Source organism: Actinoplanes sp. CA-051413 (assembly GCF_050955795.1).
Classification (GTDB): Bacteria; Actinomycetota; Actinomycetes; order Mycobacteriales; family Micromonosporaceae; genus Actinoplanes.
This window is the reverse complement of record NZ_CP192100.1, coordinates 691,806-706,361: the sequence shown is the minus strand read 5'-3', so window position 1 is coordinate 706,361 and position 14,556 is coordinate 691,806. Positions and strand designations below refer to the sequence as shown.

General features: G+C 71.4%; 14 protein-coding genes. 3 read left to right on the top strand and 11 right to left on the bottom strand.

Going from position 1 to position 14,556, the window contains the following annotated elements; all coding sequences use genetic code 11:
- The first annotated feature begins 72 nt into the window (after positions 1–72).
- On the top strand, positions 73–753 hold the full coding sequence (locus ACQP2Y_RS03305) for a TetR/AcrR family transcriptional regulator (RefSeq protein WP_433724459.1): 681 nt from the start codon (positions 73–75) through the stop codon (positions 751–753).
- Here the strand turns inward: ACQP2Y_RS03305 and ACQP2Y_RS03300 are convergent.
- The 5 genes from ACQP2Y_RS03300 to ACQP2Y_RS03280 form a co-directional block, all read right to left on the bottom strand.
- Positions 750–1,907: a Gfo/Idh/MocA family protein gene (locus tag ACQP2Y_RS03300; RefSeq protein WP_433724457.1), complete on the bottom strand. Its 1,158-nt coding sequence runs from the start codon at positions 1,905–1,907 to the stop codon at positions 750–752. The genes ACQP2Y_RS03305 and ACQP2Y_RS03300 overlap by 4 nt on opposite strands.
- Before the next feature lie 31 nt (positions 1,908–1,938).
- The gene (locus ACQP2Y_RS03295) at positions 1,939–2,745 is read right to left on the bottom strand and encodes an MOSC domain-containing protein (RefSeq protein ID WP_433724455.1); all 807 of its coding nucleotides are present in this window, start codon (positions 2,743–2,745) and stop codon (positions 1,939–1,941) included.
- 247 nt (positions 2,746–2,992) lie between these two features.
- Positions 2,993–3,421, bottom strand: coding sequence for a DUF6069 family protein (locus ACQP2Y_RS03290; protein WP_433724453.1), 429 nt, complete (start codon positions 3,419–3,421; stop codon positions 2,993–2,995).
- Positions 3,414–3,875 (bottom strand): SRPBCC family protein, encoded by a 462-nt coding sequence (locus ACQP2Y_RS03285; protein WP_433724451.1) that lies wholly within the window; start codon positions 3,873–3,875, stop codon positions 3,414–3,416. The genes ACQP2Y_RS03290 and ACQP2Y_RS03285 overlap by 8 nt, the downstream gene beginning before the upstream one ends.
- Entirely contained in the window at positions 3,872–4,216 is a 345-nt protein-coding gene (locus ACQP2Y_RS03280; protein ID WP_433724449.1) for an ArsR/SmtB family transcription factor, read from the bottom strand. Before ACQP2Y_RS03280 ends, ACQP2Y_RS03285 begins: the two co-directional genes overlap by 4 nt.
- Before the next feature lie 81 nt (positions 4,217–4,297).
- On the opposite strand from ACQP2Y_RS03280, the gene ACQP2Y_RS03275 reads away from it, so the two are divergent.
- Complete coding sequence (locus tag ACQP2Y_RS03275; protein WP_433724447.1) at positions 4,298–4,420, top strand: hypothetical protein; 123 nt, start codon at positions 4,298–4,300, stop codon at positions 4,418–4,420.
- Positions 4,421–4,467: 47 nt separating this feature from the next.
- On the opposite strand, the gene ACQP2Y_RS03270 is transcribed toward ACQP2Y_RS03275, so the two are convergent.
- The 3 genes from ACQP2Y_RS03270 to ACQP2Y_RS03260 all read right to left on the bottom strand — a co-directional run bounded on the left by ACQP2Y_RS03270 (position 4,468) and on the right by ACQP2Y_RS03260 (position 9,255).
- Positions 4,468–6,486, bottom strand: coding sequence for a glycosyl hydrolase family 28-related protein (locus ACQP2Y_RS03270; RefSeq protein ID WP_433724445.1), 2,019 nt, complete (start codon positions 6,484–6,486; stop codon positions 4,468–4,470).
- 105 nt (positions 6,487–6,591) lie between these two features.
- Positions 6,592–7,587, bottom strand: a complete 996-nt coding sequence (locus ACQP2Y_RS03265) for a zinc-binding alcohol dehydrogenase family protein (protein ID WP_433724443.1) — start codon at positions 7,585–7,587, stop codon at positions 6,592–6,594.
- Between the two features lie 63 nt (positions 7,588–7,650).
- Positions 7,651–9,255 carry a hypothetical protein gene (locus ACQP2Y_RS03260; protein ID WP_433724441.1) on the bottom strand — a complete coding sequence of 535 codons (1,605 nt, stop codon included), beginning with the start codon at positions 9,253–9,255 and terminating at the stop codon, positions 7,651–7,653.
- A gap of 138 nt (positions 9,256–9,393) precedes the next feature.
- On the opposite strand from ACQP2Y_RS03260, the gene ACQP2Y_RS03255 reads away from it, so the two are divergent.
- Complete coding sequence (locus ACQP2Y_RS03255) at positions 9,394–9,816, top strand: hypothetical protein (protein ID WP_433724439.1); 423 nt, start codon at positions 9,394–9,396, stop codon at positions 9,814–9,816.
- A 139-nt stretch (positions 9,817–9,955) separates the two neighbouring features.
- Here ACQP2Y_RS03255 and ACQP2Y_RS03250 read toward each other — a convergent pair whose 3' ends face one another.
- From ACQP2Y_RS03250 to ACQP2Y_RS03240, 3 genes are read right to left on the bottom strand one after another with little or no spacing between them, the layout of a single operon-like run.
- Entirely contained in the window at positions 9,956–11,080 is a 1,125-nt protein-coding gene (locus ACQP2Y_RS03250) for a VWA domain-containing protein (RefSeq protein ID WP_433724437.1), read from the bottom strand.
- Positions 11,073–13,436 (bottom strand): DUF5682 family protein, encoded by a 2,364-nt coding sequence (locus ACQP2Y_RS03245; protein ID WP_433724435.1) that lies wholly within the window; start codon positions 13,434–13,436, stop codon positions 11,073–11,075. The genes ACQP2Y_RS03250 and ACQP2Y_RS03245 overlap by 8 nt, the downstream gene beginning before the upstream one ends.
- A 3-nt stretch (positions 13,437–13,439) precedes the next feature.
- A complete protein-coding gene (locus ACQP2Y_RS03240; RefSeq protein ID WP_433731712.1) occupies positions 13,440–14,513 on the bottom strand; it encodes an ATP-binding protein in 1,074 nt (357 codons plus the stop codon).
- Positions 14,514–14,556: the final 43 nt, after the last annotated feature.

Here is a 14,556-nt window from a genome sequence, read left to right as displayed (position 1 = left end):
TGACGTCGATAACGTAACCACGTTATCACCGCTAACGCAAAGGCGCTAACAGTTGAGTGTTATCGTTGCTACATGGCGACGACCACCCGCGAACGGATCATCGAGGCTGCCGCCGCCCTGCTCACCGAGGGCGGCCGGGAGGCCGTGTCGACCCGGGCGGTCAGCGCGGCTGCCGGCGTCCAGGCACCCACCATCTACCGCAGCTTCGGTGACAAGCAAGGCCTGCTCGACGCGGTCGCGAGCCACGGCTTCGCCACTTATCTGCGCAGCAAGGCCGCCCTCGAGCCCGGCGACGACCCGGTCGAGGACCTGCGCCGGGGCTGGGACCTGCACGTGGCGTTCGGGGTGGAGAACCCGGCGTACTACGCGCTCATTTACGGCGAGCCGCGGCCCGGCGTGCAGTCACCGGCCGCGCGTGAGGCCGCGGTGATCCTGGCCGGCCAGGTACGCCGCATCGCGGAGGCCGGCCGCCTGCGGGTGAGCGAGGAACGCGCCGCGCACCTGATCCACTCGGCCGGCGCGGGCATGACCTTCCAGCTCATCAGCATGCTCCCGGAGCAGCGCGACCCGGCCCTGTCCACGCTGGCCCGGGAGTCGGTCATCGCAACCGTGACGACGGACTCTCCCGCCGCCGGCCACGACGGTGTGACCGGCCACGCCGTTGCTTTGCGCGCCGCGCTGCCGCAGCTCGCGGAGTTGTCCGGCGCGGAGCGGGCACTGCTGGACGAGTGGCTGGGCCGCATCACCCGCTAACGCAGGCGCACCCACGCGCCGCTGTCGACCGACCGGGCCATCGCGTCCAGGGCCAGCGCGCTTGCCACGGCGTCGTCGAGGGTCGCGCCGTACGGCTTGTCCTCGGCGATCGACCGCAGGAAGTGGTAGGCCTCGATGACCTTCAGGTCGTCGTAGCCCATCGCAATGCCGGCGCCCGGCTGGAACGCCGCGTACTCCCCCGCCTCCGGTCCGACGTAGACGGTCCGGACCGGCAGGTCCTGATAGCCGTCGCCGGCGCTGACGCTCAGCTCGCCCATCCGCCGGAAGTCCCAGGCCACCGAACCGCGCGTGCCGTGCACCTCGAAGCCGTAGTTGTTCTGCTGCCCCACCGCGACCCGGCTGGCCTCCAGCACCACGCGGGCCCCCGAGGCGAGCCGCAGCTGGCTGGAGACGTAGTCCTCGTTCTCCACCGGGCCCAGCTCGCCGCCGCTGGCCCGGGTGTGCCCGGCGGTCGCGCCGGTCGGCCGGGCCCGCTCGGTCACGAACGTCGCGGTGTCCGCGACCAGCGCGTCGATGTCACCGAGCAGGTGCCGCACCAGGTCGACGCCGTGCGCGGCCAGGTCGCCGAGCACCCCGCTGCCACCCCGCGCCCGCTCGAAACGCCAGCTCAGTGCCCCCTCGGGATGGGCGGCGTAGTCACTTAACAGCCGGAACCGCGCGTGCGTCACCGTGCCCAGCTCACCGGCGGCGATCAGCTCGCGGGCGGCGGCCACCGCCGGGGCGTTCCGGTAGTTGAAGCCCACGGCACCCTGGACGCCCGCCTCGCGCACCGCCGCAGCGACCGCCTGCGCGTCCGCGGCGTCCAGGCCGACCGGCTTCTCGATCCAGATGTGCTTGCCGGCCCGGGCCAGCGCCACTCCCAGCTCACGGTGCAGGAAGTTCGGCGCGGTGATGCTCACGGCCCGCACGCGCGGGTCGGTGGCCAGCTCGCGCCAGTCGAGGGTGGCACCGGCGAAGCCGTACTGCTCGGCCGCCTCGGCGGCCCGGCCGGGCACCTCGTCGGCGACGGCAACCAGCTCCGGCCGGACCGCGAGCTGCGGGAAGTGGTGCGGAACCCGCAGGTAGGACTGGGTGTGCACCCGACCCATCCAGCCGAAACCGGCGACGGCGACCCCGAGGGCTTCTCGACTCATCCGGCCAGTCTGCCCCAGCTCCGGCGTCTTCCTAGTGCAGAACCTGACCGACCTCGAGCCGGCCGGGCTGGACGACGTCGGCGTAGGTGCCGAAACAGGCGGCGCGGCCGAGGCCGGGGATCTCGATGCGGTACTGCCGGGCCAGCGTGCTCAGCACGGACTTGTCGGCCGGCAGCTCACCCTGGCCCAGCCCGGGAATCACGCAACGCGGGGTGGGCAGATCGATCCGCAGCACCACGTCGCCCAGCCGCAGCTCGGTGCCGGGCTCCGGGTCCCGCGGCAGGTCGAGGATCACATTCGGGCGGAACCGGGCCGCGGACACCGGAGCGCCGCCGCTGCGCTCACCCAGCCGAGCCAGCTCGCCCGTGGTCACGATGTGCAGCGCGCCGAAGTCGGCGAACCGGCCGAGCCGTTCCACGCCGCCGACCGGGCTGACGGTCTCCTCGCCGGGCAGGCTGCCCGCCATCCACTCCGGGACCATGCCCGCGTCGTCGGGCATCACCCGGTGCAGGCGCGGATCGGCCGGCGCGGTCCGGCTGAGCCGCACCGGCCGGCCCAGGTGGGTGGTCAAGGCCGCGTCGGCCTCGGCGCTGCCCGCTCGTACGGCGGAAGTGCCGACCCGCAAGGTGAGCTCGTCCTCGTGCAGGAACGTGCCGACCTCCAGGAGCCGGCCCCAGCGCCTTGGGTGCTTGGCGCTGCCGACCGTGCCGTCCTCGCCGTCCACGCAGGCCCAGATCCGGTCGCCGGCCAGACCGGTACGGTCGACGTCTGCCGCGTCGAGGGCCTCGCCCAGCGCACTCTTCAGGGGATAGCGCCGGAGCGCGACGATTTTCGGCATACCCACGATCCTATTTGTCCCCACGCCGGCCCGCCGCCTCCGCTTCTCCTCGGACCGGCCCGCCGCCTCGCGTCTCCTCGGACCGGCTCGGCACCTCCGCTTCTCTTGGGGCCGGCCCGGCAACGACGTCGGCCAGTCCGGCACCTCCACATTGTCCTCGGGCCGGCCCGGCACCTCCGTTTTATCCACAGGCCGGCCCGGCACCTCCGCGTTATCCACAGGCCGGCCCGGCACCAACGCTTTCTCCTTAGGCTGGCCCGGTGACAACGTCGATCTGGCCCGCGACCTCCGCTCGTCGGCCAAGCAGCCGGACGGCAACGATGATGATCGGCACAAGGACCAGGTGGCAGAGGGCGAGGGTCACCTTGCTGGTGGCGTCGAGGTCCGTGGGCAGCGTCATGGCGAAGATCGTGGCAACGGCCAGCAGCGGGCCGACGATCAGCGCGGTGCGGGTCACCCACGCGCCGAAGCGGGACAGCAGCGCCACCGCTACGAGCCCGGCCAGCAGCGGCAGGGCGCTGAAGGCCGCCACGGTGACGCCGTCGACCTCGGCCGGGCCGGTGGGTGTGGTGAAGCGGAAGGAGCCGCCGGCTGCCCGGCCGATGCCGTACAGGATCAGATTGATCAGCACCGCCGCGCCGGCGGCGGCCGCAATCACCAGCACCCCGCTACGCATCGGCCGGCTTCGTTCCGCGGATCAGGAACGCCTCGATGCGGTCGAAGGCTCCCACCCACACCTCGCTGACGAAGAAGTCGCGGACCTCGGGCACCGGGAAGCCGCTCTGCACGACGGTCATCAGGGTGCCGTCGCCGGCCGTTTCGAAGGTGACCTCGATCCGGGTGCTCATCGTCATGCCGTCCGGGCTGGTGCCGGTGGACTCGGTGACCAGCCGGTGCGGCCGGTCGATCTCCACGAAGGTCTGCGTCTCCCGGAACAGGGTGTCGCGGTCCGGGCCCCACACAGCGGTCTGCTGGCCACCGACCCGCAGGTCCACCTCGATCTCGACGATGCCGGGCTGCTCGTCGAGGATGCTGAACCAGATCTTCTGCTGTTCCGCGTCGGTGTAGGCGTCGAAGACCTCGGCCGGTGTGGCCGGGAGCCGCCGGGTCATGCGCAGGTCGAGGGTCACGATGCGTTTCCTTCCGTGCCGTTGCGTAGGGTGAAGTAGGCGTCGAGGCCGTCGAGCTTGCGGGCCCAGAGCCGCTGATAGAAGGCGATCCACGCCATGGCGTCGTCCAGTGGCGCCGGGCCCAGGCGGCACTGCCGCGACCGCCCGACCTTCTCCGTGACGACGAGGCCCGCGGCCTCGAGCACCTGGACGTGCTTCTTCATGCCGGTCAGGCTCATCCCGACCGGCTCGGCCAGCTCGCCGATGGTGGCCGGGCCTTCGCCGAGCCGGACCAGGATCCGGCGGCGCTGCTGATCGGCGAGTGACGCGAACACCCGGTCGAGAACCTCTTGCTGAACCATGTGGTTCACCTTACGCCACTGAACCACTCAGTTCAACATTGCTGAGGGATTGGCTCCCGTCGCCCCGGGTACCCGGCGCCCATGCGATTCGGAAACGTTGAAGTGCGACCGCTTGGTGGCGGCACGGGCTGCCTGTTCATGATCCTGGGGTCGATCGTGCTGTCGGTGCTGTGCACCCTCGGCGCGAACCTGTTCGTACGCTGAAAGGGCGGGCGACCCCCGTGGCCGCCCGCCCTCTGCTCAGTCCGTCCTCACCAGGTGGTGGGGGCCGGTGGCGCGACGACCGGCGGACGGTCGTCACAGGTGATCGTGTTCGGCAGCTCCCAGGGCGCCAGCCACGGGCCGGTCGTGCCGCCGCCGTCGTTGCCGCCGAGGTCCGTCACGGTGAACTCCGAGCCGGTCGGCTTGAAACCGAACGAGCCGCAGTTGTTGATACCGACGGCGCCCACGTTGCGGGCGTCGACGTTGGCGAAGGAAGCCGAGCCGGCCACCCGGGCACTGAGCACCGAGGTGCCGGTGCCGTCGACCCGGATGTCCTGGAAGGCGACCCCGTTGATCGAGTAGAGGTCCTTCACACCCCAGTCGCTGACCAGCATGATCGCGTTGTAACTGCTGTCCAGGTAGTGGTCGCCGGTCACCCGGATGCGGGCGTCGATGCTCTTGTCGAGGGCGTAGAACCAGATCGCGCCGAGGCCGATCTTCCAGTTGAGTTCGAACGTGCCCGCCCGTACCACGGTGTTGTTCTTGATCGTCAGCTCGCCGGCGAACGGCTCGGCGCCGAACCGGGAGCCCACGTGGATGCCGCTGCCCTCGCGGATCGGGTCGGCGATCAGGTTGTTCGACACGGTGTTGTCGGTGCCGCCGTAGATGGCGATGCCGTTGGCCAGCGTCGGCGTCTGCACGGTGTTGTGGTCGAAGGTGTTGCCCGCGTTCGTCGTCTTCTCCGCCCACATGGCCAGGCCGTCGTCGCCGGTGTTGCGGATGAAGTTGTTGCGCACCACCGAATTCGTGACACCGGTGTGGAAGTTGAGCGCGTCGGCGATCTGGTCGACGATCACGTTGCCGGTGATCCGCAGGTTGCGCATCGGGCCGTCGAACCACATGCCGACCTTGGTGTGCCGGATGAACAGGCCCTCGATGCTGGAGTCGCTGAGCGCCCCGCCGACGCCGTTCACCTGGTCGGTGTCGATGCGCTCGCGGACGTCACCCTCGATCGTGAAGCCCTTGAGGTGCACGTTGCGGCTGCCACCGTCGGCGGCGTCCTTGCCGTAGAACCCGACGCCGGTGTGCACCGAGCCGTCCGGGGCGGGCTCGGCCAGCGTGACCTGCTTGCCCTTGATGATCGTGTGCCAGCTGCCGGCGCCCTCGATCGTCACGTCGTCGACGATGATGTGCCGGTTCACCTGGAACGTGCCCGGCGGCACGTACACCTTGAGCCGGGCCCGCTTGGCAAAGGCGATCGCCTTGTCGAACGCGGCCGCGGAGTCCCGCCGCCCGGTCGGGTCGGCCCCGAAGAGCAGCACGTTCGCCGCGACCAGGTTGACGTGCGGGCGGGCGACGAGCTGCGAGTCGAGCAGGTCGATGACCGTCCACGCGGCGCCGGGCGCGGCGGTGAGCCGGATCCGGTCACCCGCGCGGTAGGTGCGGCCGAGCAGCATCCGCTGCTCGTCGAAGAAGTGCATCGGCCGGAACGGCTTGTCGACCTGCGGCGTGGGGGTGGTGGCCGACGGTACGCAGCCGCACTCGGTGATCCACCAGTCGGGGTGCAGCGGATCCGCGGTCGGGTCGTTGCTGAACGGGTACTGGTTGTAGAGGTACGCGTACTGCGAGGTCAGCGTCATCGTGCCGGCCCGCTTGCCGTTGACCGCGACCTTCAGGGGTGCGGTGATCCCGCCGCCGGTGGGGGCGTCGGGGATGCTGTAGCGCACCGTGATCGCGTTGGCCGCGGCGGGCAGGACGAACTCGACGTACTGCCCCGGGGTCAGCTTGACCGCCGTACGCCCGGAGGCCTCACCGGCCACGGTGTAGGCGGCACGGTCGGGGCCGATCCGGGAACCGGTGAAGGTGGCGTTCTCCGCCTCCTGCTCGGCGAAGTCCACTGTCGCGCCGCGGCCGGCGACGAGGGCGGGATCGAGGCCGGCGCGAGTCACGAAGGGGCCGGCCGGGGCGGCACTCGCGGGGACGCCCGCGCCCAACACCAGTCCCAACCCGACTACTGAGGCGGTAGCCAGGACGGGCCACCTCACGTTCACAGACATCGAGGAGCTCATTTCTCTCGGGGAGCTCGTTCATCTCGGGAGCGACCTGACCTTAGGTCGGCTGTGACGAACTCCACAAGAGCCTGTCGACTAATTTCGTACTTCTGCTCGTTTCTTTCAGGCCGGCTCGTTCGGCAACACCACGAACTTGCCGACGGCGACGCCGGCCTCCATGTCCGCGTGCGCCTGGACGATCTGGTCGAAGCGGTAGGTGCGATCGAGCGGCACGACGGCCTCCCCCGCGGCGACCGCGTCGAGGAAGTCCTGGAGAACCGCCGGCGGCAGATCGTCGGCGTCGCCGCCATAACCGGTCAGCCGGACGCCCCGCGGGATGTACCCGATGGGATAGAAGTCCGGCACGATCCACTCGTTGGACAGCATCCCGGCCATGCAGACAACCCCGAACCGGCCGGCGGACCGCAAGGTGTCTGGCAGCGTCGGCGTGCCGACCAGTTCGAGAGCGTTGTCCACACCGTCCGGCACGATCGCGCGCACCTGGGCGGCCACGTCACCGTCGTCGATGAGCACGTGGTCGACCCCGATAGCCCGCAACGCTTCCGCCTTGGCGGGGTTGCGGGTGGTGGAGAGCACGGTCAGGCCGCGGCGCTTGGCGAGGATCGCGGCTGCCATACCCACGGACGAGGTGCCACCCCGGACGAGCAGGGACTGGCCGGGCTGGGCGTCGAGGCCGTCGGTCAGCGCACCGTACGCGGTCTGCAGCATCTCCGGCACCGCGCCGAGCGTGGCCCAGTCCAGGTCGCTGCGGAACGCGATCACCTGGGCCGCCGGGACGCAGGTGAACTGGGCGTAGCCGCCGTCGAAGGTGCGGCCCATCCCGCCCATCATCGCGAAGACCTGCTGCCCGACGGCGAACTCACCACCGGGCGCCGCGGTGACCACGCCGGTGGCCTCGATGCCGGGGACGCGGGGGAAGGTGACGCCGTCGGCGAGGCCGAGCCGGGTGTGGAGCTCGGAACGGTTCAGCCCGAACGCCTTCACCTGGATCAGTACCTGGCCGGGCTGCGGCACCGGGATGGGGAGCTGACGGATATGCAGGGCCTCGGGTGGGCCCGGCGCGTCGAGCACGATCGCTTCCATAGAAGTAGATTCCATGGAAGCAATGTAGCCCGGGTCGGCGGGGAAGGCGCGGTGGCCTTGCGCACACATGCCGGCCGCTCAGCGCATGTCGGCCGCCAGGTTGACTCGGAGGTGGGCGTCGACCCAGGCCGCGACGGCTGCGTCGCCGGGGTCCGGTCCGAGCCGGCCGGCCAGGGCTTCGACGGTCTCCGCGACCTGGCGCAGCCCGGCCCTGCGCAGCCGTCCCACCGCTAAGCGCAGCCGCCCGGGCATGGTGGCGGGCGCGTGCTGGAGACCGACGTGTGCCAGCTCCGCGAGCAGCGCCGCGGCCTCGTCCAAGGCCAGACCGATTGCGTCCGTGGCGAGAGGCGGAGCGTCGTCGGGATCAGCCCCGCGAGCGGCCTCGGCGAGGTCGGGAACCACCACGGAACCGTCGAGAGCGAAGCCGATCGGGTCGACCACCACCCCACCACCGGCGCGGCGCACACTGCCGGCGACGTACCGCAGCTCCCCACGCAGGGCGGCGGCCATGCTGTCGAGCCGGCCCGGAGCGCAAGCCGCGTGGGTGGCGGACACCACGGCAGTGATCCCGGCGGCGTCGGCGATGACGGCATCGAGGCGCTGGGCACCGGGTGCATAGCTGACCGCTTGGACCTCGGCGACCGGGATGACGCGTACCAGCTCCGCCTCGACCCGGGCCCGGACCGGGCGGGGCGGCAGCGCATCGAGCTCGTCGGAAAGGGCAGCCAGGTCGTCCGCGATCAGCGCCGGCGGCAGATCCTGCCAGGAACCCCGCGACGTCATCGCCTCCGTGCGGCTCAACCGCCGGGTGCCGAGCCGAACAGCCCGGCTCGCACTGCGGGCGGCGGACTCGGTGACGACGGCGCCACCGGCCAGCGCACCGATGCTGACCCCGGCCACCCGCCGGCTCGCAAGCTCGGGCCCGCTGCCAGTGGTCTCGTAGGTGCGACGCAACACGAGCACGGTGGCACTGTCGGCGTGGGCGAGGAAGATCTCGACCGTTCGCTCGCCGCCGATCGCGGACACGCGCGCACCGAGACCGTCAAGCCGGGCCCGGCGTAGCGGGGTCTCGGAAGCCTCGTCGGTCCCGAGCACCCGGGACCGCAACGCTCGGCGTTCGGCAGTGCTGGTCACTGCACGGTGGCGGGCGTGCAGCTCGGCGAGGTGATCGGCGAGTGCCTCCGGTCGGTAGCGGGCGCTGCGTTCCCGGTAGGCCTCCAGCTGAGCGACGAGGTCGTCGACGGCGAGGAGGGGCCATCGCATCCGGGCGGCTTCGAGGGCGCGGCGGACCGCGGTGACCTCGGCAGTGATTCCGGCGCCGACGTGGACGGCGCCCTCGCGCAGGACCACGTTTGTGAGGGCTACGGCGGCATCCAGAGCCGGGCTGTCGGTGGCGGCTGCGGTGCCGCCTACCTGCACCTGCACGTCGGCTTCGGCTTTGGAGGACGCGTCCGCTTCGCGGAACGCCCAGACGGCCAGGGCCAGGACGTCATCGCGGGCTCCGGCGACCGCGTCGGTCCGGGCGAAACCCAGATCGCCGGGTACGAGGAAGCGCACGGTTGCGGTGGGCAGTTCCACGCTGGGCACCGGATCGCCGGGTCTTGCGCGGTGCACGCGGGCGACGTATCCCGTGCGCAGGATTCGGCGGGCGGCGGCCATCATGCGTGCGCCGATCCGGGCCATGAGTTGGTCGTCGGTGAAGTCGCCCGGCGACCATCCGGTTTGTGCGGTCGTGGTCGTCGCGGGCTCGCCGGATGGGGTGGGCGATCCCGCTGTGTGGCCCGGATCTGGGTCGGTGGGTGGCCCGACTGAGGGATCTTGATGCTCGTCGGTGGGCTCGACCGCGAGAGCGGGATGTTCGACGGTCGGCGCCGCTGTCGATTTCGCCTGATCGATGGGTGGCCGCGCCGGCTGGCCGGCGGGTGGCACCGCTGGGAGATCCGGCTGACAGACAGTCGGCACCGCCGCAGGATCCACGTGACCAGCGGCCGGATGCGTTGCGAGATCCCCATGGTCAACGGTCGGTCCAACCGCAGTTTCCGGATGACCGGCGGCTGGGTGATCAGTTTCGCCGATGTGGTTCAGATAGGCGAGGACCAGGCCGACGATGTGCCGGCACACTCCGGGGGCGCCGCAGCTGCATCGTCCCTGTTCGAGGCCGCCGGTCGGCAATGCGGTGGTCACGCCGTCGTCGTAGGTGGCGTGGACTGTCGCTTCGCCGTCCTCGGTGATTGCCGGGGCTGAGCGCTCGATCTCGCGCGCCGCCCGCTTCACCAGGCCCCGGTTTGTCAGCTCCGCCAGCGTCGCGGGCGTCAGCGCCCGCAGGTCTGCCCTCACGTCGTCCTCCGACAGCCGGCTGCGCTTTCCGGAAGTGTGAAGGCGCTCATCGGCCCACCTGTTCGGCGACGAAGGCCGCCAGCTCACCCGGTGTCATCGCGCCCACCGAGGCTCCCACGTCGGCCAGTTGCTGGGCTGTTTCGCGGTCGTAGCTGGGGTTCGCGTCCTGGTCCAGGGCGGCCAGACCGAGGACCTTGGTGCCCTGCTCGACGAGCTCCCGAACCGTACGGATCAGCAGCGCCGGGGAACCGCCCTCGTAGAAGTCGGTGATCAGGACGACGATCGCCCGGCGGGGCTGGTCGATCAGGCCGGCCCCGTAGCGGACCGCCCGGCCGATGTCGGTGCCGCCGCCGAGCTGGACTTTCATCAGCAGCTCCACCGGGTCGTCGACCTCGCTGGTCAGGTCGACCACGTCGGTGTCGAACGCGACCAGGTGCGTCCGCACGCCGGGCAGGCCCCACAGGCACGCCGCCGTCACCGCCGAGTGGATGACCGAGTCGACCATCGAGCCGGACTGGTCGACGAGCAGGATCACCTGCCAATGCTCGACGTGCTTGCGGGTACGGGAGAAGAAGTGCGGCGTCTCGATGTACAGCCGGCGTTCGTCCGGGCGGTAGTGGCCGAGGTTGGCGCGGATGGTTCGTCTCATGTCGAAGTCGCGGGCCTGCTTCCACCGGCTCGGCCGCCGGGCCCGGGTGCCGGTGAACGCCGCCCGTACCTCGGTGGCCATCCTCGCCATCAGGTCGCGGACGACCGCCTCCACGATGCGGCGGGCCAGCCGCAGCACCTCGGGGTTCATCAGGTGCTTGGTCTGCAGGACGGCTTTGAGCAGCGCCGGGTTCGGTTCGATCCGTTCCAGCACAGCCGGATCCGTGACGATGTCGGTGATCTCGTAGCGTTCGATGGCGTCGCGCTGCAGTCGTTCGACCGTCTCGCGGGGGAAGAGCCGGTTGATGTCGTTCAGCCAGTCCACAGTGGTCAGCGCGGACGGCCCGTCGCCGCCGGCCCGGCCCTGGCTGCGCCGGACGTCGCGTTTCTCGAGTTCGCCGTCGCGGCCGTAGAGCCAGTCCAACGCCGCGTCGCGGGCGAGGCCGTCCGCTCCGAGCGGTCCGAGCTTCGCCGCCGGGGCGCCGAGGACCAGCCGCCAGCGTTCAAGATCCCGATCAGTCATGGGCTCCACCCGTCAGTCCCTCGCGGCGCAGTACGGCATCGACCCTGTCGTCCAGCAGCATCCCGGCGGCGACCAGCTCGGGATCGGTGACGCCGCGCAACAGGCTGCGCCCGGTGCCGGCGAGGCCACGGCGTTCCAGCAGCCGGCCGGCGATGATCTCCCGCTCTCGCGGCGGGAAGAACTCGAACGCTTGCCGCAGTCCCGGCACTGCGACGAGGAATTCCTCAGCCGCCATCGCGGACAGCAGTTCGTCGAGGAGCCCGATCACGGCCGGGGTGTGCAGCACTTCCTCCCGCGCGAGCGCAAAGAGACCGGCCAGCCAGTCCCCCGCCGACTCGGGATGGAAAGCACCGCGCACCGCGCGCTCAGGATCAAGCCCCCGAGCCAGGGGCTCCGGCTCGCGCGCTTCCTGTAGCGCCGGCCCAAGCGGAACATCCACGGGCTCGTCGCCGGCAGCATCAGCCGGCGCTGGTTGCAGGGCCCAGCGCAGACCAAAAGAAGCACCCCGCAGATCAGGCGGTGCCTCGGCATCGGCCGCGACTCGTGCCGCCACCTCCAGCGCCGCCGTCAGATCAAGGTCCAGCTTCGGACGGGCGTACCGCAAAGCGTCGCGGCAGGCCGCCAGCGCCCCGATCCGCCCCAGGTCAGCGGCCGCGGACCGCCCGTGCACACCCTCGGCCAGCCACAGGATGCGCCGCACCGACGCAACGATGACCACCGCGAGCGTCGCACTCTGCGCCGTCCCCAGGATGCGGTCGTGCCGCCACATCGTGAGGACGACCGCGAGCATCCGGCCGAGTGAGCCGAGGTCCGCCGCCGCCGCGACCGTGCTTTCGATGGCCGCCAGCGCCTGCTCGGACACGTCCGCCGTGCCGGACAGAGCCGCGTCGAACAGCACGGCTGCGAGCAGGTCCACGTCGCGGCCGGCGTGGGCGGCGCGTTCGGCCAGGACCGCCGCGCACGCGTCGGCCAGGGTGGCACCGTACGCGCCGGCCTCGATGAATGCGGTGAGCCGTTCCGGGCCCGGCCGTAGCGTCCAGCGTTCCTTGAGGACGGGGTCGAGGCCCGTCGACGGGCCGGAGTCGCGGCGGAATCCTGGTACGGCCAGGACGCGGACCCGGTGCAGGACCTGGCTGCGGGCCCGGTCCGCGGCGACCGTCAGGTCCAGGTCGAGGTCGTCACTTCCGTCCAGGCCCAGGCGTTCGAGCTCCGCGTTCACGTGGTGCACCAGCGGCGGCGCGGGCGTGGCGGGGTGCAGGCGGCCGACGCGGGTGCCGCTGAGTGCGGCGACCATCTCGAGCACGACCGGATGGCTGCCGGTCCGGAGGGCGCCCCGGGCCGCCCACGGCAGGGGTACGTCCAGCGCCTCGTTCACCAGCGCGGATGCCAGCCCGTCCAGCACATCCGTACGGGCCGGATGCCGATGCCCCCGTACGGTGGCCAGCCCTTCCGCGGTAACCCGGGCCGCGATGAGGTCCGCGGTGGACACCGGCTGTTTGCGTTCGCGGAGCCGTCCCGCCACCGACTCAGTGAGGTGTCGCGCTGCTGCCTGCGGTCCCGACTCCCACAGCTCCTGGTAGTAGCCGGGCGACGGCATCCCGCTCTGGTAGCCGTCGAAGGCGTCCAGCCGCCGGAACGAGTACGGCACCAGGAAACTCCCGCCGACCGCGTCCGGTGGCAGCATCGGCACCTCGGGCCACCCCGCTGCCGACGGATCATTTGCGAGCGCGGACACCAGCGCGGGCCGGTGGAACCCGCCGGTCACCACCACGACCGGCCGGTCCCCCGCTTCGGCAGCCGCAGCCCGTACCCACTGCGCCATGTACGCCTCGCGGGCAGTGTCCGACTCGCCTGCCGCCGACTCACCGCGTACGAGATCGAAGTAGACCGCGAGTCGCTCCGCCAGATCGTCGTCGGCGGCGATCTCGAAGAGGTGGTCCCACAGCACGTCCACGTTGTCGACGCCGAAGCTGCCGCACAGCCGCTGCATCACGTCGGCGTAGCGCAGCTCGGCGTCCGCATAGCGGTTCCTGCGCCCGGCGAAGGCGGGATGCCAGGCCGGCAGGTCGATGAACTTCAGCTCGGCACCGACCGCGCGGCCGTGGGTGAGCGCCACCCATTCCGGCGAGTACGCGCAGAACGGCGCCCACGACCCGTGCCGCCGCTCGCCGTCGCGGTAGCTGCTGAACACCGCGACCGGCAGCTCATGGCCGAGCAGCAGCTCTCCGATCCGCTCGTTGAGATCCGCCGGCCCCTCGATCAGCACGTACGCGGGCCGCAGCTCCTCGATCGTGGCGGCGACCAGCCGGGCGCACGCCGGACTGTGGTGGCGGACCCCGATGAACGTGACCGTCACGGCTCAGCCCGGCAGCAGGTGACGGGCGTTGTGCAGGGACTGCCACTGCTCGCCGTTGCGCCAGGTGACCTGCTGGGCCAGGTAGCGCCGCAGCTTCGCCAGGTCCTCCGGGTTGTCCTTGGCCGCGGTGCCGGCGAGGCAGGACACGAGGTCCTCGGCTGTGCCGGGCTCGCCGCGCAGGAACCAGCCCCGCAACCCGACGGCGTGGGCGACGGAGACCGCCTCGGCGGTGCTCATGACCGCCGACAGCCGGTCCATCGAGTCGCCGCGGGCCGTCTCCCCGGTGCGCAGCTCCCGGAAGGTGGTGACCAGCACCTCGAGGACGTCGCGGCGGGGCTCGGCGGTGACTCCGGAACGCCGCAGCAGCGCCGACGCCTCGGCCTCGACCAGGGCCAGCTCGGTGCCGAAGTCGGCGATCGGGAAGACCGTCTCGAAGTTGAAGCGCCGCTTCAGGGCGGAGCTCATGTCGTTGACGCCGCGGTCACGGGTGTTCGCCGTGGCGATGATGCTGAAGCCGTCGCGGGCGAAGACCATCGACTCCGGGCCGGTCAGCTCCGGGATCGCCAGGACCCGGTCGGACAGCGGGGAGAGCAGGCAGTCCTGGACCTCCAGCGGGCAGCGGGTGATCTCCTCGAAGCGGACGGTGCGGCCCTCGGCCATGCCGCGCAACAGGGGCGCGGGCACCAGCGAACGCGGCGACGGGCCGTCGGCGACGAGCAGGGCGTAGTTCCACGAGTAGCGGATCTGGTCCTCGGTGGTGGCGGCGCCGCCCTGGATGGTGAGGGTGGAGTCGCCGCTGACCGCGGCGGCGAGCAGCTCGGACAGCAGGGATTTCGCCGTGCCGGGCTCGCCGACCAGCATCAGCCCGCGGCTGGTGGCCAGCGTGATCAGGGCACGTTCGATCAGTGAGGGGTCGCCGACGAACTTGCGGCTGATGCCCAGCTTGCTGTCACCGACGACGAACCGGCGGGCGGCCTGCACGCTGAGCACCCACCCGGGTGGGCGCTCGGCGGTGTCGGCCGCCCGCAGCCGGGCCAGCTCATCGGCGTAACGCACCTCGGCCGGCGGCCGCTGCACCTGACCGGCAGACTCGGCAACCTCCACAACAGACTCCGGACCA

Excerpts from the sequence above, each read along its gene's own strand:
- ACQP2Y_RS03255 (WP_433724439.1), top strand. The coding sequence starts at position 9,394 with ATGCTCGTCGGTGGGCTCGACCGCGAGAGCGGGATGTTCGACGGTCGG.
- ACQP2Y_RS03300 (WP_433724457.1), bottom strand. The coding sequence starts at position 1,907 with ATGAGTCGAGAAGCCCTCGGGGTCGCCGTCGCCGGTTTCGGCTGGATG.
- ACQP2Y_RS03260 (WP_433724441.1), bottom strand. The coding sequence starts at position 9,255 with ATGGCCCGGATCGGCGCACGCATGATGGCCGCCGCCCGCCGAATCCTG.
- ACQP2Y_RS03250 (WP_433724437.1), bottom strand. The coding sequence starts at position 11,080 with ATGACTGATCGGGATCTTGAACGCTGGCGGCTGGTCCTCGGCGCCCCG.
- ACQP2Y_RS03280 (WP_433724449.1), bottom strand. The coding sequence starts at position 4,216 with ATGGTTCAGCAAGAGGTTCTCGACCGGGTGTTCGCGTCACTCGCCGAT.
- ACQP2Y_RS03270 (WP_433724445.1), bottom strand. The coding sequence starts at position 6,486 with ATGAGCTCCTCGATGTCTGTGAACGTGAGGTGGCCCGTCCTGGCTACC.
- ACQP2Y_RS03295 (WP_433724455.1), bottom strand. The coding sequence starts at position 2,745 with ATGCCGAAAATCGTCGCGCTCCGGCGCTATCCCCTGAAGAGTGCGCTG.
- ACQP2Y_RS03305 (WP_433724459.1), top strand. The coding sequence starts at position 73 with ATGGCGACGACCACCCGCGAACGGATCATCGAGGCTGCCGCCGCCCTG.
- ACQP2Y_RS03265 (WP_433724443.1), bottom strand. The coding sequence starts at position 7,587 with ATGGAATCTACTTCTATGGAAGCGATCGTGCTCGACGCGCCGGGCCCA.
- ACQP2Y_RS03290 (WP_433724453.1), bottom strand. The coding sequence starts at position 3,421 with ATGCGTAGCGGGGTGCTGGTGATTGCGGCCGCCGCCGGCGCGGCGGTG.
- ACQP2Y_RS03275 (WP_433724447.1), top strand. The coding sequence starts at position 4,298 with ATGCGATTCGGAAACGTTGAAGTGCGACCGCTTGGTGGCGGCACGGGC.